We start from the raw sequence: 25026 nt of genomic DNA on the forward strand, positions 1-25026 counted from the left end.
CCATGTGCCGTGTGGTCGATCTGCAGCAGGCGGTACTCGCGAAGAACGACACGACCGCGCAGCACCTGCGCACCGAACTCGCCCGCCGTGGCACAGCGGTGGTCAATCTGCTCTCCAGCCCGGGGAGCGGGAAGACGGCACTGCTCGAACGCGAACTGGTGCTGGCCCGTGAGACGGGCGTCCCCGTCGCGGCACTGACCGCCGATCTGGCCACCGAGAACGACGCCACGCGCCTGGCGCGCTCCGGAGCCCCGGTCAAGCAGGTGCTCACCGACGGGCTCTGCCACCTGGAAGCCCATATGCTGAGCGGGCACCTGGACGGATGGCTGCCCGAGGACACCCGGCTCCTGTTCGTGGAGAACGTCGGCAACCTGGTCTGCCCGGCCTCGTACGACCTCGGCGAAACGCTGAGGGTCGTCCTCGCCTCGGTCACCGAGGGCGAGGACAAGCCGCTGAAGTACCCCACCGCCTTCGGGCTCGCCCACCTCGTCCTGGTCACCAAGGCGGACATCGCCGAGGCGGTGGGGTTCGACGAGGACGCGTTCCGCGCCCATGTCGAGCAGGTCAACCCCGGGGTGCAGGTGCTCCTCACCTCCGCCCGGAGCGGAGACGGCGTCGGGGCGCTCCTCGACCGGGCGCTGGACGCCGCGAACGGCATTCCGGTCCACCGGCCCGTCATGGCCCGGCAGCACCCTTCTGATCACACCCACACCCACACCCGCACCCACACCCACGCACACACGGAGCATGACGCGGACGGCCGGGACCGGCCCCGCACGTATGCCGGTCGGGGCGAGCAGGCCGCCGTACCGGGTGCGTCCGGCGCTGCGGCGCAGACCCGCGCGTGACGGCGCCACGGTCCGGCGGGGCCCCGGACGAGTCGACGCAACGTCGCCGGGTCACGGTGCGAGGCGTCGTCCAGGGCGTCGGATTCCGGCCCTATGTCTACACGCGCGCTCTCGCGATGGGCCTGGCCGGACATGTCACCAACACTCCCGAGGGCGTCGTCGCGGAAGTCGAGGGATCACCCGCTGTCGTGGCCCTGTTCTGCGAAGGGATCGCGACGGACGCGCCGCCCATGGCCGTCCTCGAATCCGTCGAGCACCGGGAGGTCCCCGCCGCGGGCGGCACCGGCTTCACCATCATCGCCTCCCGCACCGGCGGACCCTCCCGCACACTGGTTCCGCCGGACATGGCCACCTGCGCCGACTGCCTCGCCGAACTGGCCGACCCCGCCGACCGGCGCCATCGGCACCCCTTCATCACCTGCACCAACTGTGGTCCGAGGTTCACCATCGTCACGGGGCTGCCGTACGACCGGGCGCACACCACCATGGCCGACTTCCCCATGTGCGGCGACTGCGCCCGTGAGTACGCGGACCCGGCCGACCGCCGCTTCCATGCCCAGCCGGTCGCCTGCCTGCGCTGCGGACCCCGGCTCGACCTGTTGGTGCCACACCCCGATCCCGGCACGACCCCGCGACGCACCCACGCCGCGGACCCGGTCGCCGAGGCCCGCGAACTCCTGTCCTGCGGCGCGATCGTCGCCGTGAAGGGCCTCGGCGGATACCACCTGGCCTGTGACGCGACCAACCCCCTGGCCGTGGCCGAGCTGCGCCGTCGCAAGGCGCGTGGCGACAAACCGTTCGCCCTCATGGCCCGCGGCATCGACGACATCGAACACGTCGTCCGTATGAGCGCCGAAGAGCGGGCCCTGCTCACCGACGTCGCCCGGCCGATCGTCCTGCTGCGGCGTCGAGCCCGCGCCTCCGCCGTGCCGGGCGCCCCGGTCCCGTCGGACAACGTCGCCCCGGGCAGCCCCGACCTCGGTGTCATGCTCGCCTACACCCCCCTGCACCACCTGCTCCTCGGCCTGCCCGGCGACCCGGCCGGGCCACGCCTGCTCGTCATGACCAGCGGCAACGTGGCCGGGGAACCGATCGTCACCGACGACGCCGAAGCACTGGAGCGGCTCGGCGGTCTGGCAGACGCCTGGCTGACCCACGACCGCCCGATCAGGGTCCCGTGCGACGACTCCGTCGTCCGTGTCTGCGACGGGGAACTGCTGACCGTACGCCGCTCACGCGGCTACGCCCCCCGGCCCGTCGAACTCCCCTTCCCGGTACCGGCGGTCCTCGCCGCCGGGGGCGATCTCAAGAACGTCCTCTGCCTGGCGGAGGGGCGCAGAGCCTGGCTGTCCGCCCACATCGGTGACATGGACGACCTCGCCACACAACACGCCTTCGAGCACGCGGCGCAACAACTGGAGACCCTCACGGGGGTGCGGCCCGGCACTCTGGCCGTCGACCGCCATCCCCGGTACCGCTCGGGCCAGTTGACCCGGCGCCTGGCCGGAGAACGGCCGGTCGTGCGCGTCCAGCACCACCACGCCCACATCGCCTCCACGATGGCCGAACACGGCCTGGACGGCAGCCGACGGGTGATCGGCGTCGCGTTCGACGGAACCGGCTACGGCGACGACGGAGCCGTGTGGGGCGGAGAGATCCTGTTGGCGGACTACGACGGATACCACCGGTTCGGACATCTCGCGTACGTTCCTCTGCCGGGCGGTGACGCCTCCGTGCGGCGTCCCTACCGCATGGCCCTGGCCCATCTGCACGCGGCGGGGATCGGGTGGGCGCGGGATCTGCCGTGCACGATGGCCTGCCCCTGTGATGAACTGAGGCCGCTGGCACAACAGTTGGAGCGGCTTCTCAACTGCGTCCCCACGTCCAGCATGGGCCGGCTGTTCGACGCGGTCTCCTCCCTCACGGGTATCTGCCACCGGGTCGGATACGAAGCCCAGGCCGCCATCGAACTCGAAACGGCCGCGCTCCGCGCGGCCGGGGGCCACGGCGAGGGATACGGCTTCGCTCTGCGGGCTCCCGACCCGGGCAGCGGGGAGGCGTTGATCGCCGACCCTGCGCCCGTACTGTCGGCCGTGGTCGACGATGTGCGCGCGGGCACCGAACCGGGGGTCGTCGCGGCGCGCTTCCACGCCGCGGTCGCCGCACTCGTCCGCAGAAGCTGTGTTCTCGCGCGTGAGCAGTACGGCCTGGACACCGTGGCCCTCACCGGCGGAGTGTTCGCCAACACCCTGCTCTCGTCGGAATGTACCCGCACGCTTCGCGGGCAAGGCTTCACCGTTCTGCGTCACCACCGGGTCCCTCCGAACGACGGAGGACTGGCGCTGGGGCAGGTGCTGATCGCCGCGCGGAGCCGGGCCCCGCGAACACCCGACGGCCGCTCAACCCCGGCGCGGGAGACCGAAGCCACCCACTGACGGCGTGTCCCGGCAGGGCCGGGCAGGTGACCAACCACAGCGAGGAGAAGCCATGTGCCTGGCGGTGCCCGGCAGAGTGCTGGAGATCGAGGAGCGGGACGGTACCCGCATGGCCACCGTCGATTTCGGCGGAGTGGTCAAGGAAGCATGTCTGGAGTATCTGCCGGACCTCCGGGTCGGCGACTACGCCATCGTCCACGTGGGGTTCGCCCTGCAGAAGCTGGACGAGGAATCGGCTCGGCAGACCCTGGAGCTCTTCGCCCAACTCGGCCTGTTGCAGGAAGAGTTCGGTGACCCGTGGGAAATGGCGGCCGAGGCGGGCGGAGCCCCGCTGCCCGGCTCCGGTGAGACACCGCAGGAGGCGCGGCAGTGAAGTACATCGACGAGTTCCAGAACCCCGAACTGGCCCGCCGGCTGCTCGACGAGATCCACTCCACCGTGACCAGGCCGTGGGCCCTGATGGAGGTCTGCGGCGGTCAGACCCACACCATCATCCGGCACGGCATCGATCAACTCCTGCCCGATCAGGTGGAATTGATTCATGGGCCGGGCTGCCCGGTATGCGTGACCCCGCTGGAGGTCATCGACAAGGCACTGGAGATCGCCTCCCGTCCGGAGGTGATCTTCTGTTCCTTCGGCGACATGCTCCGCGTCCCCGGAACCGGCCGTGACCTCTTCCGGGTCCGCGGTGAGGGCGGCGACGTGCGCGTCGTCTACTCCCCGCTCGACGCGTTGAAGATCGCTCAGCAGAACCCTGATCGGGAGGTCGTGTTCTTCGGCATCGGTTTCGAGACCACCGCCCCTCCCAACGCGATGACGGTCTATCAGGCGCGCAGGCTCGGCATCCGCAACTTCAGTCTGCTGGTCTCCCATGTCCGGGTGCCTCCGGCGATCGAGGCGATCATGAGGTCGCCGGACTGCCGGGTGCAGGCATTTCTGGCCGCGGGGCATGTGTGCAGTGTCATGGGAATGGGAGAGTATCCCGCACTGGCCGAACGCTTCCGCGTCCCGATCGTGGTGACCGGCTTCGAACCGCTGGACATCCTGGAAGGGGTGCGCCGGACCGTTGTCCAGCTGGAACGCGGCGAACACACCGTGGACAACGCCTATCCGCGCGCCGTGCGCCCCGAGGGCAACCCGGCCGCGCTGAGCATGCTGGAGGACGTCTTCGAGGTCACCGACCGGGCCTGGCGCGGCATCGGCGTCATCCCCGACAGCGGCTGGCGGCTCTCCCCGCGCTATCGGGACCACGACGCCGAGTACCGCTTCTCGGTGACCGGCATCAACACCCGCGAACCCGCGCAGTGCCGCAGCGGAGAGGTATTGCAGGGCTTGCTGAAGCCCCATGAATGCGAAGCGTTCGGCACCACATGCACCCCTCGCACCCCACTCGGAGCCACCATGGTCTCCAGCGAGGGCGCATGCGCCGCGTACTACCTCTACCGGCGGCTGGACATCGACAAGAAGGTGCCCGTGGAGGCGATCCCCGTTGTCTGAGACCATCGAGACATCCATGCGCGGCGTCGCGACGGCCGCGGCGGAAGCCGCCTCCGGCGTCGCGCTGCCCGATCCCGCGGCATGGACGTGTCCGGCCCCGCTCCGTGACCACCCGCGCATCGTGATGGGGCACGGCGGTGGCGGCGCCCTCTCCGCGGAACTCGTCCAGCACATCTTCGCCCCCGCCTTCGGCGGCGAGACGCTCGCGCAGATGGGCGATGCGGCGTCCGTACGGCTGGGTGGCGCCCGCCTCGCGTTCTCCACCGACACCTTCGTGGTGCGGCCGCTGTTCTTCCCCGGCGGCAGCATCGGCGATCTCGCGGTCAACGGCACCGTCAACGACCTGGCCATGAGCGGTGCGCGGGCCGCCTATCTGTCCTGCGGATACATCCTGGAGGAGGGCGTCGAGCTCTCCGTCGTGGCGCGTGTCGCCGACGCCTTCGGTGCGGCCGCGCGCCACGCGGGTGTCGAGGTGGTGACGGGGGACACCAAGGTGGTGGAGGCCGGTCACGGAGACGGCATCTTCATCAACACCGCCGGCATCGGCCTCATCCCGGCCGGCGTCGACCTGCGTCCGCAGCGGGTCGAACCGGGTGACGTCGTGATCGTCAGCGGGGCGGTCGGCGTCCACGGCGTGGCCATCATGAGCGTGCGCGAGGGCCTGGAGTTCGGGGTCGAGATCGAGAGCGACTGCGCGGCCCTGGGCGGGCTCGTGGAGGCCATGCTCGCGGTCACCCCCGAGCTGCACGTACTGCGCGACCCCACGCGTGGAGGGCTCGCCGCCTCCCTCAACGAGATCGCGACGGCCTCGGGCACCGGAGTCGTGATCCAGGAGCGGGCCGTCCCCGTCCCTCCGCCGGTGGCCAATGCCTGCGCCGTCCTGGGGCTCGACCCGATGTACGTCGCCAACGAGGGAAAGCTGGTGGCGTTCGTCCCACGCGAAAGCGCCGACGCGGTCCTGGAGGCGATGCGCGCGCATCCGCTGGGACGGGACGCGGCCGTGATCGGCGAGGCGGTGGCGGCCCACCCCGGCATGGTGGTGGCCCGCACCGGGCTGGGCGGCACCCGGGTGGTCGACCTGCCGGTCGGGGAACAGCTGCCGCGGATCTGCTGACGGCTGTGCCACGCCGTGCGGGGCCGACGTCCTGCCGCCGTGCCGTCCGCCGCGGAACCGAACCGGCCAATTCGAGTGGCCGGCCGCGCCCCGCGCGCGGTCGGCCACCGAGGCGTATGTCCGTCAGCGCTGGCTTCGGCAGTGCGAGGGCGAGATGGCGCGGAGGCGTCAAGCGCCCTTCTCGCCAAGCGCCACAAGGGTCCGGGGCGAGGGCGTGGTGGCACCGGGGGGTGCATGCCTAAGGTCTGAGTGCGCGCAGCGAAGCAGTCCGGTCGAACCACGGAGAAGGTCCACGACGCATCGCCCAGGGGGGAAGCAGTGCCGCGTGTCGAACCCGTTCTCGAACGGGCCCTGCGTAGGACTCCCTTACTTCACCTGGACGTCGCCCACCGGGGCCGGACGCGGCGTCTGGGACTGAAACTGGAGGAGCGTGGCCCCACCGGATCGGTGAAGGACCGCAGTGCCGTGGGGTTGTTACGGGCGCTGCACGACGAACGGCCTTTCACTCCGGGGACCGTGGTGGTGGAATCCACCTCCGGCAACCTCGGCCTGGCTCTGGCCCGGCTGCTGCCCTCGATCGAGTGTGTCTTCCTCGCGGTGGTCGACCTGAAGACCCCGCATGCCACCCGCAGAGAACTCACCGACCGGGGCGCCCGGGTGATCGTCGTCGACGAACCCGACGGCCAGGGCGGCTACTTGCTGAGCCGACTGCGCAGGGTGGGCGAACTGTGCGCACAGAACCCCGGATACCGCTGGCCCAACCAGTACGAGAACTGGGCCTCGCCCGACATCCACCGCCGCACCACCGGCCCCGAGATCACCGAGCAGACCGGGCCGGATCTCGGCGCGGTGTACGTACCGGTCTCCACGGGCGGCACCCTGGCCGGCGTCAGCGCGCATCTGCGCGAGCACCGGCCCGATGTCGCCGCGGTCGCGGTGGACGTACGCGGCTCGCTCGCCGTCGCCGGCAGCGCCGGGCGCCGCCTGATACCCGGCATAGGGTCCAGCCGGCCGTCGGCCTTCCTCCAGTGGCCGCACAGCTACGACCGCGCCGTGCACGTCGACGACATCGAGGCGATCGCCGTCTGCCGCATCCTCGCCGAGGACGTGGGAGTCGTCCTCGGGGGTTCCAGCGGCTGTGCCGTACGCGCGCTGCTGACCGACCTGGAGAACGACCGCACGTACGGACGGCTCCCGGTGTGTCTGGCCGCCGACGGCGGCCGCAAGTACCGCGACACCCTCTACTCCGACGACTGGGCGACCGAGCAGGGCATCGTCGGGGAGATCACCGCCGCCGTGAACCAGCTGCGCAGCGAAGGACTCTTCTTCGACCGAAAGCACCAGGAGCACTGACCATGGGCACGAGCACCACCCTCGACCGGAGCCGGACGGGGACCGGCTACCAGCAGTTCCTGCCACTGGTCCAGGGCGCCACGCTGATCGAGTGGACCGGTACGGGACTGTTCCTCGCTGTCTCCACGATCTACTTCGTCAAGGTCGCCCATCTCAGCACCTCGTCCGTCGGCACCGGCCTGACCATCGGCGGAGCCGTCGCCGTAGCCGCCGCCGTGCCCATCGCCCGGGTGGCCGGACGCTTCGGGCCGAAGCCCGTACTGATCGCCGTGATGCTGCTCCGCGCGCTGGCCACCGTCGGCTATCTGTGGGTGGACGGCTGGTGGAGCTTTCTCCTCGTGGTCGCCGTCATCGCCGTCACCGAGCAGTCCTCGCCCCCACTCGTGCAGTCGTACGTCGGTGCGCGGGCCCCCGAGAGCCTGCGCGCGAAGGTGATGGCCGTACAGCGCACCGTCGTCAACCTCGGCATCAGCCTCGGCGGACTGATCGCCGGAGTCGCCCTCGGTTCCGGAGCGCCCGGAGCCTTCCGGCCGCTGCTGATCGGCGGCGCAGTCGCCTATGTGGTGGTAGCCGCGGTGTACGCCACCGCACGGGGCGAGGAGGCTGCGACCGCCGTCGGGAGCGCCCGTGTCTCGGAGCTGCTCAAGGACCGCCGACTGCTGTGCTTCACCGCGTACAACGCGCTGGTGTCGCTGTGGATGCCGGTACTCAACGTGGCCTTCCCGCTGTGGCTCGTCACCGAGACCGACGTACCGGAGCGCTACGTCGGCATCCTTTACGCCGTCAACACCGTGCTGTGCATCGCCCTCCAGTATCCGCTCAACCGCTGCTACAGCACGACGCGCCGGGCGTGGTACTCGTACGCGAGTGCCACGCTGCTGCTCGCCCTCGGTGCCCTGGCCTTCGCCGCCGCGCCTGGCTTCGGGGCGCGGGAGGCACTGCTGGTGCTCGGCGCCGCCGTCGTCCTTCTGACATTCGCCGAACTGCTCCAGGTCGGCGCCTCCTGGACACTCTCCTTCGCCCTGGCACCGGAGCGGGCGCGCAGCGCCTATCTGGTGCTGTTCAACACCAGCCGGACGGTCGCCAACCGGGTGGCCGGCCCGGTGCTGATGACCGGCGTCGTGCTCGCCCTCGGCGCGGCCGGCTGGATCGCGCTCGCCTGTGTACTGCTGCTCGGCGCGCTCGTCCCCCTCGTGATGCTGCGCGGGCCGCGTGGCACCAGCGGCTGAAGCGCCCGTCCGGACCGTCCGACCACCCACGATTTTCTCGTCAAGGAGCCCCGAACGCCATGGACTTCGAGCTGTACCCCGACAACCACTTCCGCTATCTGACCCGTGCGGACGTCATCGAGGCGGCCCGCGACGTGGACATCGAGTCGGCGGTGGCCGATGCGCTCAGGCTGCACTCCGCCGGCCAGTCCGTCCTGCCCGAGGAGGCGTACCTCGGCTGGACCACCCCGCAGGGCGACTCGGCCCGGCTGCTGGCCATGCCCGGGGCCCTGACGGAGGTCGGCAGGCCACCGGTCATCGGCATGAAGACCATCAACGCCTCGCTGGGCAACCCGGGCCGCGGCATACCGCGTTCCCAGGGTTTCACCGTGCTCCTGGACCCGGAGACCGCCCGCCCCCTCGCGTTGATGGAGGCCGCGTACATCAGCGCGATGCGGACCGCGGCGGTGACCGCGCTCGCCGTACGCCACCTGGCCGTTCCGCAACCGCGGCAGTTGGCTCTCCTCGGCTGCGGCGCCCTCGCACAGGCGCATGTCCCACTGCTGCTGCGCACCGTGCCCTCGCTGCGCCGAATAGCCCTGTACGACGTGGCACCCGACCGTGCGAAGTCCGTCGCCGAGTACATCGCGTCGCTCCCCGGAGCCGACGGCATCGAGACGGTGCTCGCCGACGGTCCACGGGCAGCAGTGCGTGACGCCGAACTCGTGGTGCCCGTCACGACGGTGACACAGGGATACATCGAGCCCGACTGGCTGCGGCCGGGAGCACTCGTCTGCCACGTCTCGCTGGACGACCTCACCGAGGCGGCCGTGCTCTCGGCCGGCGCGGTGATCGTCGACGACTGGAGCCTGGTCCGTGACGACCCGCGCCGACTGCTGGGCCGGATGCACCGGGCGGGCACCCTGCTCGGACCCGACGGCACCCCGCGAGAAGGCGTCACCGCGCGACCCGGCGCCCGTCGCGTCGACGGCACGCTCGGCGATGTGCTGGCCGGCCGGCACCCGGGCCGACGGGACCCGGACGAGATCGTGATCAGCAACCCGTTCGGTATGTCGATCCTCGACGTCGCCGTCGCCGACCGCATCCGTGCCCGCGCCGAAGCCGCCGGTCTGGGCTCCCGGCTCACTCTCTGAGGGGGATCCGTATGACGATCGATCAGAACGTCCAGGAGATCAACCGCACCATGTGGTCGTACGGCGAGTACCGGCATGTCGCCGATCTGCTGCGGCCCGGCGCCGAGGAGCTGGTCGACCGGCTCGCCCCCGCACCGGGCACCCGTCATCTCGACGTCGCCACCGGGAACGGCAACGTCGCACTGCTGTCCGCTCTGCGCGGCTGTGTCGTCATCGGGCTGGACCTGACCGACGAGTTCTTCCCCGATGCGCGAGAGCGGTTCTCGAAGGCCGGTGTCGAGGTGGAGCTGCACCGCGGCGACGCACAGGAGCTCCCCTTCCCCGACGCTGCGTTCGACCTGGTGACGTCCACCTACGGGATCCAGTTCGCACCGGACCACGCCGCGGCCGCCGGCGAGATGGCCCGAGTGCTTCGGCCCGGCGGCCGGATCGGCATGTGCAACTGGACGGCACGCAGCTGGACCGCGCACTTCCAGGAGATCCTCTCGGCCTACTTCCCCTCGCCCAACGGCCACCAGGGCCAGCCCATGCTGTGGGGCTCGCCGGACCATCTCGCCGAACTGCTCGGCCCCGGTTTCACGATCACGTCCGAACGCCGCGAACTCTTCTACCCGTTCGGTGCGGCCGAGGACCTGGTCACCTTCTTCGAGGACTGCTTCGGGCCCTGCATCGCGGCGAAGAACACCATCTCGCCGCCCTCGCGCTGGAAGGAACTGAGGGCGGAGATGGTCGAGATGACCGAGGGCTTCCACACCACCGACGACCGGGGCACGGGCGTGCCCGTCGAGTATCTGCTCGTCGTAGCGGAGAAGGAGGGGGCCCGGTGACCGGCCTGCCCGAGCACTACCCGAAGCTTCCGCTGGCCGAAGGGGCGCGGGAGCGGGCCCTTGCCGCGGCGTTGACCCGCAGCGAGCCGTACGAGCTGCGCGAAGGAGTCCACGCGTACGTCGACCGGCATGCGGCCACGCACCCGGGCCGCACAGCGATCGACGACGGCGAAGACTCCCTGAGCTACGCCGAGGTGGCGGACCGCATGCACCGCACCGCCGCACAGTTGGCCGCCGCCGGGGTCGCGGCCGGACAGATCGTCGCGGTCGGCGGCCGACGCGGCGGCGACGTCATCACCGCCTTTCTCGCGCTGGAGCTGCTGGGCGCCGTCTATCTGCCGGTGGACGCCGGTTGGCCCGCCGGCCGCGTCGAGTCCCTGCTCACCGACAGCGGCGCCGTCCTGCTGCTGACCACCGGCGGACCGGCGGACAGCGGCGAACTGGTCAAGGGAGCGCGGGCGGCCGAAGTCCCCACCGCGGCACCGAGACCGACGGACCCCCCGTACACCCGGACCGCCCCGCTCGCACTTGACGAGGTGCGCTACGTCCTCTACACGTCGGGGTCGACCGGCCGCCCCAAGGCCGCGATCGTCGAACACCAGGGGATGCTCAACCATCTGTGGGCCAAGATCGACGACCTCGGGCTGACCGCGGACGACCGGCTGGCACAGACCGCGCCCCTGGGCTTCGACATCTCCGTCTGGCAGATGCTCGCCCCCCTGCTCGTCGGCGGCCGCGTCCAGGTCTTCGGCGACGAACAGGCACGGGACGGCGCGCTGCTGCTGGAAGGGCTGCGCAGCCGCGGAACAACGGTGCTGGAAACCGTACCCACTCTGATCCGCTTCCTGCTCGACGCCCATGAGGGTTCGGGCACGAGGCCCGGTGCGCTGCGCTGGATGATCGCCACCGGTGAGGAGCTGCCGCCCGCTCTCGCCGGACGGTGGCACGACGCCATGCCCGGCATCGGACTGCTCAACGCCTACGGCCCCACCGAGTGTTCGGACGATGTCACCCATGCCGTGCTCGGCTCACCGGCCGCCGGGATCCGCCACCTCCCGATCGGCTCGCCCATCGGGAACGCCGAACTGTACGTGCTGCGTGCCGAGGAAGGGGAGTGGCACGCCTGCGCGCACGGGGAGACCGGGGAACTGTTCGTCGGAGGACTCGTCGTGGGCCGCGGCTACCTCGGTGATCCGGAGCGCACCGCCCTCGCCTTCTTCGCCGACCCCTTCGACGACCGCGAGGGGCGCCTCTATCGCACCGGGGACGCCGTCCGCGTACTGCCGGACGGCGAGCTGGAGTACCTGGGCCGGGTCGACCGGCAGGTGAAGCTCGGCGGCGTGCGCATGGAGCTCGCCGAGATCGAAGCGGTCCTCGGCGGCCATCCCGGCATCGCCGCCTGCGCCGTCACCCTCCACACCCCCGAGGACGCGGGAGCCCTCGTCGCCCGCGAGAGCGCCCACGCCCCCGCCGCTGCACAGCCGCCGCGGCTCGTCGCGTACGTCACCGCCACCGGGGACGAGGTGGCAGAGGAGGCACTCCGCGCCCATCTCGCCGAACGGCTCCCTGCGCCGATGGTCCCGCAGACCTTCGTCGTCCTGCCCCGGCTCCCGCTCACCCGGAACGGCAAGACGGACTACAAGGCGCTCCCCGCACCACCGCGCCGTACCCGCCCCGACAGCCGTCCGTACACGGCACCGCGCGGCGAGGCGGAGACCGCCGTCGCGGCCCTGATCGCCGAACTCCTCGGCACCGGGCGCGTCGGCCGGGACGATGCGTTCCTGGAGCTGGGAGGTGACTCGCTGCTCGCCATGCGGCTCGTCGCGGCGCTGCGTGCGAAGGGGTCGGTGGCCGGCCTGCGCGACGTGCTGCGCGACGGCAGCCCCGCCGCACTCGCCGGGCTCGGCGGCCACCGACCTGGGCGGGCCGCCGACGTCCGACCTGAGCGGGCCCCGGGCGCCCCCCGGACCCGGCCGCTCACCCCGCAGCAGGCCGGGGTGTACTTCCACTGGCGCCTCGACCCGCTCAGCCCCTACTACAGCTACCAGGGCTCCCTGGAACTGGACGGGCCGCTGGACGTGACACGGCTGGCACGGGCCTGGCACCTGCTGCTGGCCGAGAACCCGCTGCTCCTCGCCCGGTTCGCCGAGACCGACGGAGCGGGCGGGCAGGAAGTGGTGCACCGCTACCCGCACTGGGACGTACCGCTGCCCGTACAGGCCCGGGACATCACCCCCGAAGGGTTTCGCGCGGTGGCGGCCGAGGAAGCGGCAAGGCCCTTCGACCTCCTCGCCGAACCCGCCCTGCGCACCGCGCTGTTCCGACTGCCGGGCGGACAGCACCGGCTGCTCGTCACCATGCATGAACTGCTCCTCGACGGCTGGGGCGCGACCGTGCTCTTCCAACGGCTCGCCGGACTGTACGAACAGCAGCCGCCACAACCCGACCCGGAGCGCGCCACCCGGTACGACCGCTATCTCGACCACCTGGAGGGGCGCCTCGCCACCGAGGAGGTCGCCGAGGCGGGGGAGTACTGGCTGCGCCGGCTCGCGGGCGATCTCCCGGCACTGCAGATCGCGCAGAAGCAGCGGCCCGCCACCCCCACCTACCGGGGCGCGATCGCCGAGACGGTCCTCGACGAGCAGCTGTCCCGGCGGCTGCGGGACACCGCGCTGTCCGCCTCCGCGACCGCGTTCGTGCCGTTGCTGGCCGCCTACGCACTGGCCCTGAGCTACTACGGTGATGCCGACGAGGTGATCGTCGGCGCGCCGATGGCGGGCCGGGATCGGCCGGAAGCTGCCGAGGTCCCGGCGTTCGTGCTCGCCATGCTGCCGCTGCGCCTGCGCGTCGAACCGGCAACGACCCTGACGGAGTTCACCGCGCAGGTGCGGGAGACGGTGTACGACGCCTACGCCGCGGCGGAGCACCCCTTCGGCTGGACACTGCGACGGCTTCCGGCCGCCTCGCGCAGCTCCTCGGCGACACCGGTCTTCCAGACCATGCTCAACATGCTGCCGTACCCGGCCCGCGCCACCGCGGCGGCGGGCGTCGCCTTCCGCTTCGTCGAGCTGGACACCGGCTACACCAAGTACGACTGCGCGCTGTACGTCCAGCCGCACGGCCCCGGCCGACTGCTGCTGCAGTACGCGTACCAGCAGGAACTGCTCGACGCCCCGGCCGCCCGCAACGTACTGGAATCCACGCTGATCGCGCTGCGGGCCCTGACCGACCCGGAGCGCGCGGGGCACACCACCATCCGTTCCCTCGATCTGCTGCCCGGAGACGATCACCGATGACGACGCCGACCCTGCTGGAACGCTTCGCCGAGCAGGTGGCGGCCCACCCCCGGGCCGTGGCCCTGCGCCATACCGGCACCAGCCTCACCTACCGCGAACTCGACGAGTGGAGCGGCCGACTGGCCGCCCGGCTCGCCGCCAGGGGCACCGGCCCCGGCACGCTGGTGGCACTCGCCGCCCAGCGCGGCCCGGCAGCCGTCGCCGGGGTCCTCGCCGTACTGAAGACGGGCGCCGCCTATCTCGGGCTCGACCCCGCGATACCCGTACGACGACAGCGCCGGATGGTCGAGGAGACAGGACCGCACTGTGTGCTGGCCGAGCCCGGCCTCGACCAGTTCCCGACGCTGGACGCCCCCCGCGTCACGCTCGCGCCCCTCACGGAGGGACCGCTGCACCAGGGCCCCGAGCAGGAGCCCGACGAGGACGCGCTGTTCCATGTCGTCTACACGTCCGGGACGACCGGCAACCCCAAGGGCGTACGCATCAGCAGGCGTTCGGTCCGCGGGCGGCTGGAGTGGATGTGGCAGGACCATCCGTTCCCCGAGGGCTCGGTGCTGGCCGTCCAGAAGTCACTGGCTCTGGTCGCCTCGCCGTGGGAACTGCTCGGCGGGCTGCTCAAAGGCGTCCCGTCCGTCGTGCTCGGCACCGATGAGCTCCTCGACCCGGTGCTGTTCGCGGCCGCCGTCGAGCAGGAGCGGATCACCCATCTCTTCCTGACCCCGCAGCTGATCGCCGGGTTGCTGGAGGAGAGCGCGAAACGCCCCGGCGGACACCGGCCCGTACTGGTCACCAGTGGCGCCGACACCCTGCCGGTGGACACGGTCCTGCGCTTTCGCGAGGTCTGGCCCGACGCCACGCTCCTGAATCTGTACGGCATGACCGAGACCGCCTCCAACGTCGCCGCGTACGACACCGCCCTCCTGCCCGCGGACGCCGAACGCGTCCCCGTCGGCAGCCCCGTGGCGGGTGCCGTGCTCTCGGTCCGCGACCGGCTCGGCCGACGGCTGCCGCCCGGTGTGACGGGTGAGGTGTGGGTCTCCGGTCCGCCGCTCGCCCTCGGCTATCTCGGCGGTGACGGCGAGGACCGCTTCACCACGGACGACGACGGCGTCCTTCACTACCGCACGGGGGACCGCGGCCGTCAACTCCCTGATGCCGTACTGGAGATGACCGGACGCACCGACAATCAGATCAAGGTACGGGGCTACCGCGTCGAGCTGGAGGAGATCGAGGCCACCCTGCGCAAGGCGCCGGACGTCAGCGACGCGGGGGCGTACACGGAGATCGAGGGGGGCGAGACACGCATCGTCGCCTGCTTCACGGCCGACGAGCAGACTGCCCCCGCCGCACTGCGCGGCTACCTGCGCGACCGGCTCCCCGACTACATGCTTCCCGCCCGTATCCAGCAGCTCGCCCGGCTCCCGCTGACCACCAACGGCAAGCTCGACCGCACCGCCCTGCGCACACTCGTGAAGAATGTCGGGCGGGAACGGACGGCCGGATTCGCCCCGTCCGACGCCACCGAAGCAGTTGTCGCCGCACTCTGGCAGGAACTGCTCGGCGCCCCACCGGCCTCGGCGGACCAGAACTTCTTCGACGCCGGAGGCCACTCCCTGCTCGCCGTACGGCTCGCCAACCGGCTGGCGAGCACGGCGGGCCGACGCGTCCCCCTGCGCCGCATCCTCGGCGCACCCACCGTCACCGCGATCGCTGCGCTGTGCCGCGAGATCCAGCAGGAGGAACAGGCATGAACGTGCCATGGCTGAACATGACGGGCGAAGAGCCGCCGTCGGGCCGGGACGGCACTCTCGTCGTCTGCTTCGCACCCACCGGCGCCCACGGTTCGACGTTCGCGAGCTGGCGGGGCCGATTGCCCGAGGACACCGCAATCGCGTTGATCACACCGCCGGGCCGCGGCACGCGGGTCGACGAGGAACCCGTCACCGACATGGCCGCCTACGCCGATGCGGTGGCGGCCGAGGTGCGTGCGTCGCGGGGCGGGCGGCGACTGGTGCTGATCGGTGTGAGCCTCGGCGCGCTGCTGGCGTACGAGACGTGCTGCCGGCTGCTCGACGCCGGAGTGCCGGTCGCGCGGCTGTGCGCGGTGGCCGGACAGTGTCCCGGCGACTTCCACGGCGACGGCGGCGAGGTGACGGTGGAGGACGCCCGCGCCTTCGTCACCGGGACCGGACTGACCGACCCGGAGCTGCTGGCGGATCCAGACTTCGAGGAGGTGCTGCTGCCGCCCGTCGTCGCCGATCTGCGGCTGGCCGCGGGCTACGACGGCGGCCGGACTCCCGTACCGCACGTCGAGTTGCGCGCGGTGTGGGCCACCGACGACCCGCACGTGCCCGAAGTCACCGTACGACGCTGGGCCGACTGGACGCGTGCCGGGTGCACCGCGCGGTCCGTCGAGGGAGGTCACTACGCCCACCAGGAGAACCCGGCAGCGGTCATATCCGCCTGTCTGGACGGTCTTCCCACGACCCGGCCCTCACGCCGCTCCGTGCTCGGCGCCGGTGCGACGGCCGTCGCGGGCACGATGCTGGGGCTCGGCGCGATGGCGTCGGGATCACCCAGGGCATCGGCGTCCGTGCCGGCAGCGGGGGGCGGCGTCTCCTTCGACGGGGATCCCACCGACCCCGTGGGCCTCGCGGTGGCGATGATCCGGCAGAACACCAGCAACCCCGGAGACGGCGCACTCACCCTGCCGTTCGCCCGGATGCTCCAGGACATCTTCCGCGCGGCCGGGGTCGGCACCGAGATCGTGCCCACCCCGAAGGAGGGCAACGTCCACTTCTTCGCCCGCGTACCGGCCGGCGGACCGACCCGGAAGAAGCCGCTGGTCCTCCTCGGCCACTGCGACGTCGTCCCCGCCATCGGCGACAAGTGGACGACGGACCCCTTCGCCGGAGACATCCGGGACGGCATGCTGTACGGCCGCGGCTCCCTCGACATGAAGGGCGTCAACGCCGCCTTCGTCGCCGCTCTGCTGCGTCATGTGCGCGAAGGCGCGGCCTTCGACCGCGACATCGTTCTCTGGTCCGACTGCGACGAGGAACAGGGACCCTACGGGGTGCGCTGGTTCCTCGCGGAGCACCCCGGCAGGATCGAGGCGAGCGCGGTCGTCACCGAGGGCGGCTGGGTGCTCAACCAACGCGACGGCCGGACCCCCATGATCGCCTCGCTCACCTGCAACGACAAACGCTCCCTGCTGCTGCGCGTGGAGACCTCCTCGTACGCCACCCACACGTCCAAACCGTTCACCGGACAGGCCGTGATCCGGCTCGGCGAGGTGCTGGAGCAACTGGGGGACTGGCGCGCCCACATCCGTCCCAACGCACTGTCCCGGCAGTACTTCGCCGAACTCGCCGAGGCCACCACCGACCGGCCGCTCGCCGAAGCGGTGCGCGAGATGCTCGATGCCCGTACGGAACAGCGACGGGACCGGGCCGGCGAAGCGGTGGTACGGCTCAGCGACACCCCGGAACTGCACAACGCGATGCTGCGGACCACGCTCGCCTTCACCTCCGCGCAGTCCGGCTACTACCCGAGCATCGTGCCGGGCACGGCGACGGCGGAATTCCGGGCGGCGTTCCTGCCCGGGGCCGACGACCCCGGCCGTGTCGTCGCCGAACTGCGCTCGCTGATCGGCAACCGGGCGACGCTGACCGTGGTCGGCAACCCCGGTGAGAGCGAGCAGGAGGCTCTGGACCGGCTGCGCGGCTATCTCGCGGTGCCCGACTCCAGCTACGACACGGACGTCTTCCGCGCCTGGCGGACAGCCGTACGCCGGACGCATCCCGGAGTACGGGCCACCGCCTGCCAGTTCGAGGCGGTCACCAGCGCGGTGCCGTTCCGGGAGCAGAATGTACCCGTCTACGGCATGTACCCGTTCACCGTGAACCGGGACATGCTCAAGCGCATGCACGGCACCGACGAGCACATCGGCGTCGAGGCCCTGCGCCAGGGCACCGAAACCGTCTACCAGATGCTGGCGGGACTGCGTACCGGGGCCTGACCGGCCCGGACCGTACGGGCGTGCTCTGCAGCGCGCCCGTACGGTCGTCGGATGCCTGACGTCAGCCCACGGTGACCCAGTCGAGGGTGCGCTCGACCGCCCTCTTCCAGCCCGCGTACCCCTCGGCGCGCCGCTCGTCGTTCCACTGCGGCTCCCAGCGCTTGGACTCCTGCCAGTGCTCCCGCAACTCTCCCTCGTCGCGCCAGAAACCGGTGGCGAGACCCGCCGCGTACGCGGCTCCCAGCGCGGTCGTCTCGGCGACGACCGGGCGGCTGACCTGCACCCCGAGGACGTCCGCCTGGATCTGCATGCACAGGTCGTTGGCCGTGACCCCGCCGTCGACCTTGAGCACGTCGAGATGGACACCGGAGTCCCGCTCCATCGCCTCCACCACGTCGCGGCTCTGATAGCAGATGGCCTCCAGAGTGGCCCGTGCCAGATGGGCGTTGGTGTTGTAGCGGGCGAGGCCGACGATGGCACCGCGGGCGTCCGAGCGCCAGTACGGGGCGAAGAGGCCCGAGAACGCGGGCACGAAGTACATCCCGCCGCTGTCCTCGACCGTCCGGGCGAGCCACTCGCTCTCCGCGGCCTCGGTGATGATCTTCATCTGGTCGCGCAGCCACTGCACGGCGGACCCCGTGACGGCGATGGACCCCTCCAGGGCGTAGACGGCCGGCTTAGGCCCGAACCGGTAGGCGACGGTGGTGAGCAGCCCGTGCCGCGACCGGATCGGTTTCGTGCCGGTGTTGAGCACGAGGAAATTGCCGGTGCCGTAGGTGTTCTTCGCCTCGCCGGGCTCGAAGCACACCTGACCCACGGTGGCCGCCTGCTGGTCGCCGAGCACCCCGGTGATCGGGATCGCCGCCCGCAAGGGCCGGGAGGTACGCGTGCGGCCGTACGCCTCGGCGTCGGAGGACGGGTTGATCACCGGCAGCATCGCTCTGGGGATGCCGAAGATGCCCAGCAGTTCGTCGTCCCAGTCGAGCGTCTCCAGATCCATCAGCATCGTACGGCTCGCATTGGTCACGTCGGTCGCGTGGATGCCGCCGTCGGGACCGCCGGTGAGATTCCACAGCACCCAGCAGTCCGTGTTCCCGAACACCGCGCGGCCCCGCTCCGCGGCCTCGCGCACCCCGTCGACGTTGTCGAGGATCCACTTGATCTTCCCGCCGGAGAAGTACGTGGCCGGAGGCAGCCCCGACTTGCGCCGGATGACCTCGCCATGCCCCTCGTTCTCCAGGGCCTTGGCGATCGAGTCGGTCCGGGTGTCCTGCCAGACGATGGCGTTGCAGTACGGACGACCGGTGCGGGGGTCCCACACGACGGTGGTCTCGCGCTGGTTGGTGATCCCGATGGCGTCGAGATCGGTGGCACCGAGACCTCCGGTGCGCAGGGCGTTCTGCATCACCGAGTTGGTGCGCTCCCAGATCTCCACCGGGTCGTGTTCCACCCAGCCGGGGCGGGGCAGGATCTGCTCGTGCTCCAACTGGTGCTTGGCCACTTCGTTTCCGCCGTGATCGAAGATCATGAAGCGGCTGCTGGTGGTGCCTTGATCCACCGCGCCGATGAAGTCGGCCATGGCATGCTGCCTCTCCTGAGTCGCGCCCGATGAAAGAACCGGGCGTCACTTCTCCGGCGGCGTGGGGATACTGCCCTCCGGCTCCGGTTCCGCGCCCGGCAGGAAGCGGCCGATGAGCGCCTTGTAGACGAACGCGCCGATCAAGCCGCCCACGAGCGGGCCCACGATCGGCACCCAGAAGTAGAGGTTTCCGTACTGGTCCCGCCACGCCCCTCCGTAGCCGGTGAGGAAGCTCGCGAACCGGGGTCCGAGGTCGCGCGCCGGATTGATCGCGTATCCGGCATTGGTGCCCCACGCCATGCCGATGGCCACCACGATGAGGCCCACGATGAACGGGCTGATGTTGGCGCCCGGCGGTGTGTTGAGCAGATCCGTGACCGCGAAGATCAGCAGTATGAGAATGGCGGTGCCGATGACCTGGTCCCGCAGCGCTCCCCACTCGTGGACCGGTAACGCGGTATTTCCGTTGGCGGGCAGCGTCGAGAAGACGAATTGCGTCTTGATCGTGTGTCCCGGGTCCGCCTTGGCCAGAGCCTCGGTGTAGTTCCAACGCACCAGCAGCGCCCCGATGAAGGCCCCCACGAGTTGAGCGAGCGTGTAGGGAGCCACTTTCTTCCAGGGGAAGTCCTTGAAAGCGGCGAGCGAAAGCGTGACAGCGGGGTTGAGATGCGCTCCGCTCAGTCTGGCCGCCACGTAGACACCCAGGGTGACTCCGAGGCCCCACGCCCAGGCGATGCTGTCGTGATTCCCGAGGCCTCCCGGCGGGTCGGTGAGCGCACCGCCCGCGACGACCTGGGCCACGACACCACAGCCGAAGAGGATCAGCACCATCGTGCCGAGGAACTCCGCCGAGAGTTCCCCGGCGAGTCCCGATGCCTTGAGCCGCTCCATGGGATCTCGCTTCCTCTCGCGCCACGACAGTTGGCGGCATGGATCCACGTATGAGCGTAGACGCGGCGAATTGGTTCCGCACTCGGTGACGGAAGCCCGTCGGTGGACCGACACCTGACGCGCGTTTGCTTCACGTGCGTCGCCGACGCCCGCTTCCCGCCACGGCCACCCGTATCGAGAACCGGCTGCTCACGGGCAACCGGGCGGCGACTCAGTCCACGTCGACGTCGTCGAAGAGATCGAGCATCCTGCTGAGCACCCGAACGCACGCCGTCACGTCGGCGTCGGTCAGGTTCCCGTCCACCCGGCGCAGCAGGTCCTGTTCGCGGGCGAGGGCGGCGTCGATCGCCGCCCTGCCGCCATCGGTCAGCCGGATCAGCGACGATCTCTGGTGGGCGGGGTTCGGGACGACCTCGACCAGCCGCCCCGCTGCGGCGTCGTTGACCATGCGCTGCACGAACTGCCGGCTCAGCGCCTGTGCGCGCCCCATCTGCGGGACCGTCATGGGCCCGTGCTCGCGCAACAGATCCAGGACGGCGCGCACGCCGACGGAGAGGCCTTCGATCGGCGCGGCCTCTTCCACCTTGCGCTGCACCCGTCTGTACAGCGGGCCGACGAGAGCGAACACCTCCGTCAGTCGCCGGGCGAGATCGTCGGGTGCCAGGGGCGGGTCGCTGTCGGTCACCCGGCCATCATGACACCTGGGTTGCCAATGTAGGAAACAGATGACACCTTGGTTGTCATGACTGCCACCCCAGACCTTCTCTCCTACGAGGCCGAGGACGGCCTCCTCCGCTACCGGGACACCGGGGCGGGTCCGTTGCTGGTGCTGCTGCATGCCGGCTTCCTCGACCACGGCATGTGGGACGACCAGGTGCCGGTTCTCGCACGGCGCCACCGGGTGGTCGTGCCGGACGCCCGTGGACACGGCGCATCGTCCAACGCGGGTGGGCCGTTCCGTCACACGGACGACCTGGCCGCACTGCTGCGCCACCTCGATGCCGGTCCCGCGATCCTCGTCGGGGTGTCCATGGGTGCGGCGACCGCGGTCGACACCGCGCTCGAACACCCCGATCTGGTGCGCGCGTTGGTCGTCAGTGGTGCCGGAACGAGCGAGCCCGAGTTCCAGGACCCCTGGTCCAAGGGGGTCCTCGCCGACCAGGTCCGCGCCCTGGCCGCCGGTGACGTCGAGGGCTGGATCGACGCCTCCATGCTCTTCGTCGCCGGCCCGCACCGCACGCTCGGCGACGTCGACCCCACCGTCGTTCGCCGCCTGCGCGAGATGACCGCGCGGACGGTCGCCAAGCACACCGGCGACGAACCGGACTGGCGCGTGCCCGTGCCGGACACCTGGGCACGGGCGGGGAGGATCACGATCCCGGTACTGGCCATCATTGGCGGCATCGATTCGGACGACCACATCGGTATGCCCCAGCGCCTCGTGCGGACAGTCGCCGACGGGCGGGCCGCAACCGTCGAGGGCGCCGCGCACTACCCCAACATGGAACGACCGGAGGCCTTCGACGAGATCCTCGGGGGATTCCTGGAGTCCGTCATCGCTCGGGGGAGCGAGGGCGGGTGACCATGACGTCCCGGCCGAGGGGCTTCGCCGGGCGCACGTCACACGGTCGGGAAGCACCGCGGGGTGACGCGCCCGGTGGCGGGTGCGGAATCGGCCCGACCTGCGGCGAGTGCAGGTTCAGCGGGCGGCGGTCACCTTGCCCCCGGCCTCCTGGGCCGGGACGTCGTGCAGGCCCAGGCGCAGGTGCTCGACGTGGAAGAGGGCCTGGTCGAGGAGTTCCGCGACATGGTTGTCGTACAGCGCGTAGATCACCGAGCGGCCGCGCCGCTCCCCGGTGACCAGTCCGAGATTGCGCAGCAGCCGCAACTGGTGCGAGCAGGCTGACTGCTCCATCCCGACCGCGTCGGCGAGCTCCGTCGCCGGGCACGGCCCCTCCTGGAGCCGGGCGAGGATGCGGAGGCGGGACGGGGTGGCAAGGGCCTGCAGGGTGGTCGCCACGTCGGCGGCCCCCACGGCGTCGAGGCGCTCGCGCGCGGTGGCAGCAGTACTCGCGTCAACTCCGTGGCCCATGCCCTACATCCTACGGAGGTGCATACATGAATGTGTGTTCATGTAATCCTGTATGGTGCGGAGGTCGAACCATTCCGCCTTCTCGCCCGAAGGATCACCGCCCATGTCTTCCACCCTCACCCGCCCGGCCGCGCCCGCCGGCCCGGTCCGGGACGCGGTCGCGGCCGGACGGCGCACCCGGATCCTGGCCCTGCCGGAGGCACGCTGGGCCGCGGCCGCCCTGGTGCTGTTCCTGTCGGCGCTGCCCTTGCACCTGTTCGGTGTCCCGTGGTGGACGTGGGGCCCGCTGTACGCGCTCACCTACGTCGCGGGCGGCTGGGAGCCCGGCTGGGAGGGGTTGAAGGCCCTCAGGGACAAGACGTTGGACGTGGACCTGCTGATGGTGGTCGCAGCCCTCGGGGCTGCGGCGATCGGCCAGGTACTGGACGGCGCTCTGCTGATCGTCATCTTCGCCACCTCGGGCGCTCTGGAGGCGTTCGCCACCGCACGCACCGCCGACTCGGTGCGCGGCCTCCTCGACCTCGCACCCGCCACTGCGACCCGCCTCGGCGACGGCGGCGCCGAGGAAGCGGTGCTCACGGAGCAGTTGCGGGTCGGGGACGTGATCCTGGTACGTCCCGGTGAACGTGTGGGCGCCGACGGCCGGGTCCTCGACGGGGCCGGCGAGGTGGACCAGGCAACCATCACCGGCGAACCGCTGCCGGTGGCCAAGGAGCGGGGCGACGAGGTCTTCGCCGGCACGCTGAACGGCACCGGGGCGCTTCGGGTCACGGTGGAGCGCGATCCGTCCGATTCGGTGATCGCCCGGATCGTCGCCATGGTGGAGGAGGCCTCCGGGACGAAGGCCCCCACCCAGCTGTTCATCGAGAAGGTCGAGCAGCGGTACTCGATCGGCATGGTGGCGGCCACCGTCGCCCTGTTCACCCTGCCCCTCGCCTTCGGCGCGGCGCTGCAGCCGACACTGCTGCGTGCGATGACCTTCATGATCGTGGCGTCGCCGTGCGCCGTGGTCCTGGCCACCATGCCGCCGCTGCTGTCCGCGATCGCCAACGCCGGGCGACACGGTGTGCTGATCAAATCCGCCGTCGTCATGGAGCGGCTCGGGCAGATCGACGCCGTGGCCCTCGACAAGACCGGCACCCTGACCGAGGGCACCCCGCGCGTCACCGACATCCGGCCCCTGTCCGCCTCCGGCCTGACCGCGGACACCCTGCTCGCCTTCGCGGCAGCGGCCGAGCACCCCAGCGAACACCCGCTGGCGCGGGCCGTCGTCGATGCCGCCCGCACACGAGGTCTTGTCCTGCCTTCCGCGGCGGGCTTCACCTCTGCCCCCGGCACCGGCGTCACCGCCACCGTGGAGGGCCGCACGGTCGCCGTCGGCAGCCCCGCCCGTCTGCTGAACGGCCGCACCGACCACGCGGCCGCCGAGCTCGCCGCGCGGTTGGAGGAAGAGGGCCGCACCGCCGCGCTGGTCGTCCTCGACGGCACACCCGTCGGCGTTCTGGGCATCGCCGACAGACTGCGCACCGACGCCCAGGACACCGTCACCCGCCTCACCCTCCTCACCGGCAGCGCACCGGTGCTGGTGACCGGCGACAATCCGCGTGCTGCCGCGCACCTGGGCGGCGAGGTGGGGATCGACGACGTCCGGGCCGGATTGCTGCCCCAGGACAAGGTGCACGCCGTCAAGGAGATGGAGCGCGCCGGCCGGAAGGTCCTCGTGGTCGGGGACGGCGTCAACGACGCCCCCGCACTCGCCGCCGCCCACACCGGCATCGCCATGGGCAGGGCCGGCTCCGACCTCGCGCTGGAGACCGCCGACGCCGTCGTCGTCCGCGACGAACTCACCACCATCCCCACCGTCGTGGCGCTCTCGCGCCGCTGCCGCCGTCTCGTGGTGCAGAACCTCGTGATCGCCGCCGTCTTCATCACCGGCCTCGTCCTCTGGGACCTGATCGGTACGCTGCCCCTGCCACTCGGCGTCGCCGGTCACGAGGGCTCCACCGTCATCGTCGGCCTCAACGGACTGCGCCTGCTGCGCGACGCCGCATGGAGGCGCGCCCGAAGCGTCGAGTGAGCCGTCCCGCGCCCGCGCGTGGCCGAGGGCCCGCCGTAAGCCGACAAGGCCGCGAGAGGACGGGGTACGACAGGACGGGGAAACCCTCTGGGGGTATCGTCGGGCTCGTACCGCAGAACCCGTACGACCGAGCATGCGAGGCAGCCGTGGACCGCAGACGTGCGCGCACACCGGGGGCGTCCCGGCTGCTCGTGCTGTGTGCCGTCCTGTGCGGTCTGTTCCTCATGCACGGGTCCCCGGCGAGCGCCGCCGAGGGCTGTCACGGCGACCCGGCGGCGGGCTCGGACATGCGCATGTCGATGACGACGAGTGCAGCCCACACGGCCGTGCCGGACGAGCACGGCCCGGCGCACGCTGCAGCCGTCACGCCGGGGACGAGCGGTGAGTCGTGCGTATTCACCCATGCGCGCGACCGGCTGCTGCCGCTGCTCATGGCGCTGGGCCTGGTGGTCCTGGCCCTGTCGATGCCCGCGAGACGGCGTACGGAGGTGCGCGGACCGGCACGGCGGGGGCCGCCGTTCGCCGGCAGGGATCTACTGCTCCAGGTGTGCGTCGCGCGGACGTGACAGGCGTTCGCCGTTCCCGGCCGTCCGGCCGGACGGCGGGATTGGCCTGTCCCTTTCGCGCGCCATCG

At 71.2% G+C, this 25026-nt stretch carries 19 protein-coding genes; 15 read left to right on the forward strand and 4 right to left on the reverse strand.

From position 1 onward, the window contains the following. The first annotated feature begins 2 nt into the window (after positions 1–2). From hypB to ACIOHC_RS17460, 12 genes are all read left to right on the forward strand, one after another. A complete protein-coding gene (hypB, locus tag ACIOHC_RS17405) occupies positions 3–848 on the forward strand; it encodes a hydrogenase nickel incorporation protein HypB (RefSeq protein ID WP_401843106.1) in 846 nt (281 codons plus the stop codon). Then, the gene (hypF, locus tag ACIOHC_RS17410; RefSeq protein WP_365690150.1) at positions 845–3283 is read left to right on the forward strand and encodes a carbamoyltransferase HypF; all 2439 of its coding nucleotides are present in this window, start codon (positions 845–847) and stop codon (positions 3281–3283) included. The genes hypB and hypF overlap by 4 nt, the downstream gene beginning before the upstream one ends. A 52-nt stretch (positions 3284–3335) precedes the next feature. Beyond that, positions 3336–3656, forward strand: a complete 321-nt coding sequence (locus tag ACIOHC_RS17415; RefSeq protein ID WP_351076483.1) for a HypC/HybG/HupF family hydrogenase formation chaperone — start codon at positions 3336–3338, stop codon at positions 3654–3656. Beyond that, on the forward strand, positions 3653–4780 hold the full coding sequence (hypD, locus tag ACIOHC_RS17420; RefSeq protein ID WP_351076480.1) for a hydrogenase formation protein HypD: 1128 nt from the start codon (positions 3653–3655) through the stop codon (positions 4778–4780). The genes ACIOHC_RS17415 and hypD overlap by 4 nt, the downstream gene beginning before the upstream one ends. Before the next feature lie 16 nt (positions 4781–4796). Then, positions 4797–5894, forward strand: a complete 1098-nt coding sequence (gene hypE, locus ACIOHC_RS17425) for a hydrogenase expression/formation protein HypE (protein ID WP_401843161.1) — start codon at positions 4797–4799, stop codon at positions 5892–5894. 318 nt (positions 5895–6212) lie between these two features. After that, positions 6213–7247 carry a pyridoxal-phosphate dependent enzyme gene (locus tag ACIOHC_RS17430; RefSeq protein ID WP_351076477.1) on the forward strand — a complete coding sequence of 345 codons (1035 nt, stop codon included), beginning with the start codon at positions 6213–6215 and terminating at the stop codon, positions 7245–7247. Positions 7248–7249: 2 nt separating this feature from the next. Beyond that, positions 7250–8476: an MFS transporter gene (locus ACIOHC_RS17435; RefSeq protein WP_401843109.1), complete on the forward strand. Its 1227-nt coding sequence runs from the start codon at positions 7250–7252 to the stop codon at positions 8474–8476. A 59-nt stretch (positions 8477–8535) separates the two neighbouring features. Continuing rightward, positions 8536–9609 carry an ornithine cyclodeaminase family protein gene (locus ACIOHC_RS17440; protein ID WP_389637027.1) on the forward strand — a complete coding sequence of 358 codons (1074 nt, stop codon included), beginning with the start codon at positions 8536–8538 and terminating at the stop codon, positions 9607–9609. A gap of 11 nt (positions 9610–9620) precedes the next feature. Further along, the gene (locus tag ACIOHC_RS17445; RefSeq protein WP_351076468.1) at positions 9621–10436 is read left to right on the forward strand and encodes a class I SAM-dependent methyltransferase; all 816 of its coding nucleotides are present in this window, start codon (positions 9621–9623) and stop codon (positions 10434–10436) included. Then, positions 10433–13732, forward strand: coding sequence for an amino acid adenylation domain-containing protein (locus tag ACIOHC_RS17450; RefSeq protein WP_401843111.1), 3300 nt, complete (start codon positions 10433–10435; stop codon positions 13730–13732). The genes ACIOHC_RS17445 and ACIOHC_RS17450 overlap by 4 nt, the downstream gene beginning before the upstream one ends. Then, positions 13729–15483 carry a non-ribosomal peptide synthetase gene (locus tag ACIOHC_RS17455; RefSeq protein ID WP_351076463.1) on the forward strand — a complete coding sequence of 585 codons (1755 nt, stop codon included), beginning with the start codon at positions 13729–13731 and terminating at the stop codon, positions 15481–15483. Before ACIOHC_RS17450 ends, ACIOHC_RS17455 begins: the two co-directional genes overlap by 4 nt. Continuing rightward, positions 15480–17753, forward strand: coding sequence for a M20/M25/M40 family metallo-hydrolase (locus ACIOHC_RS17460; RefSeq protein WP_351076460.1), 2274 nt, complete (start codon positions 15480–15482; stop codon positions 17751–17753). The genes ACIOHC_RS17455 and ACIOHC_RS17460 overlap by 4 nt, the downstream gene beginning before the upstream one ends. Before the next feature lie 61 nt (positions 17754–17814). On the opposite strand, the gene glpK is transcribed toward ACIOHC_RS17460, so the two are convergent. The 3 genes from glpK to ACIOHC_RS17475 all read right to left on the reverse strand — a co-directional run bounded on the left by glpK (position 17815) and on the right by ACIOHC_RS17475 (position 20908). Next, entirely contained in the window at positions 17815–19332 is a 1518-nt protein-coding gene (glpK, locus tag ACIOHC_RS17465) for a glycerol kinase GlpK (protein WP_351076457.1), read from the reverse strand. Between the two features lie 45 nt (positions 19333–19377). Continuing rightward, the gene (locus ACIOHC_RS17470; RefSeq protein ID WP_351076454.1) at positions 19378–20223 is read right to left on the reverse strand and encodes an MIP/aquaporin family protein; all 846 of its coding nucleotides are present in this window, start codon (positions 20221–20223) and stop codon (positions 19378–19380) included. A gap of 211 nt (positions 20224–20434) precedes the next feature. Then, positions 20435–20908 (reverse strand): MarR family transcriptional regulator, encoded by a 474-nt coding sequence (locus ACIOHC_RS17475; protein WP_351076452.1) that lies wholly within the window; start codon positions 20906–20908, stop codon positions 20435–20437. A gap of 57 nt (positions 20909–20965) precedes the next feature. Here ACIOHC_RS17475 and ACIOHC_RS17480 point away from each other — a divergent pair, with 57 nt between their 5' ends. Then, positions 20966–21805, forward strand: a complete 840-nt coding sequence (locus ACIOHC_RS17480; protein ID WP_365690159.1) for an alpha/beta fold hydrolase — start codon at positions 20966–20968, stop codon at positions 21803–21805. 117 nt (positions 21806–21922) lie between these two features. Here the strand turns inward: ACIOHC_RS17480 and ACIOHC_RS17485 are convergent, their stop codons facing one another. After that, positions 21923–22315 (reverse strand): metalloregulator ArsR/SmtB family transcription factor, encoded by a 393-nt coding sequence (locus ACIOHC_RS17485; RefSeq protein WP_351076446.1) that lies wholly within the window; start codon positions 22313–22315, stop codon positions 21923–21925. Between the two features lie 103 nt (positions 22316–22418). Between ACIOHC_RS17485 and ACIOHC_RS17490 the strand changes: the two genes are divergently transcribed. Both ACIOHC_RS17490 and ACIOHC_RS17495 read left to right on the forward strand, forming a co-directional pair. Further along, positions 22419–24392 carry a heavy metal translocating P-type ATPase gene (locus ACIOHC_RS17490; protein WP_401843115.1) on the forward strand — a complete coding sequence of 658 codons (1974 nt, stop codon included), beginning with the start codon at positions 22419–22421 and terminating at the stop codon, positions 24390–24392. Positions 24393–24538: 146 nt separating this feature from the next. Then, complete coding sequence (locus ACIOHC_RS17495; RefSeq protein ID WP_351076440.1) at positions 24539–24958, forward strand: hypothetical protein; 420 nt, start codon at positions 24539–24541, stop codon at positions 24956–24958. The last annotated feature ends 68 nt before the right edge of the window (positions 24959–25026 follow it).

Origin of the sequence: Streptomyces sp. NPDC088252 (assembly GCF_044740965.1) — a bacterium.
In the GTDB taxonomy this organism is placed as follows: Bacteria; Actinomycetota; Actinomycetes; order Streptomycetales; family Streptomycetaceae; genus Streptomyces.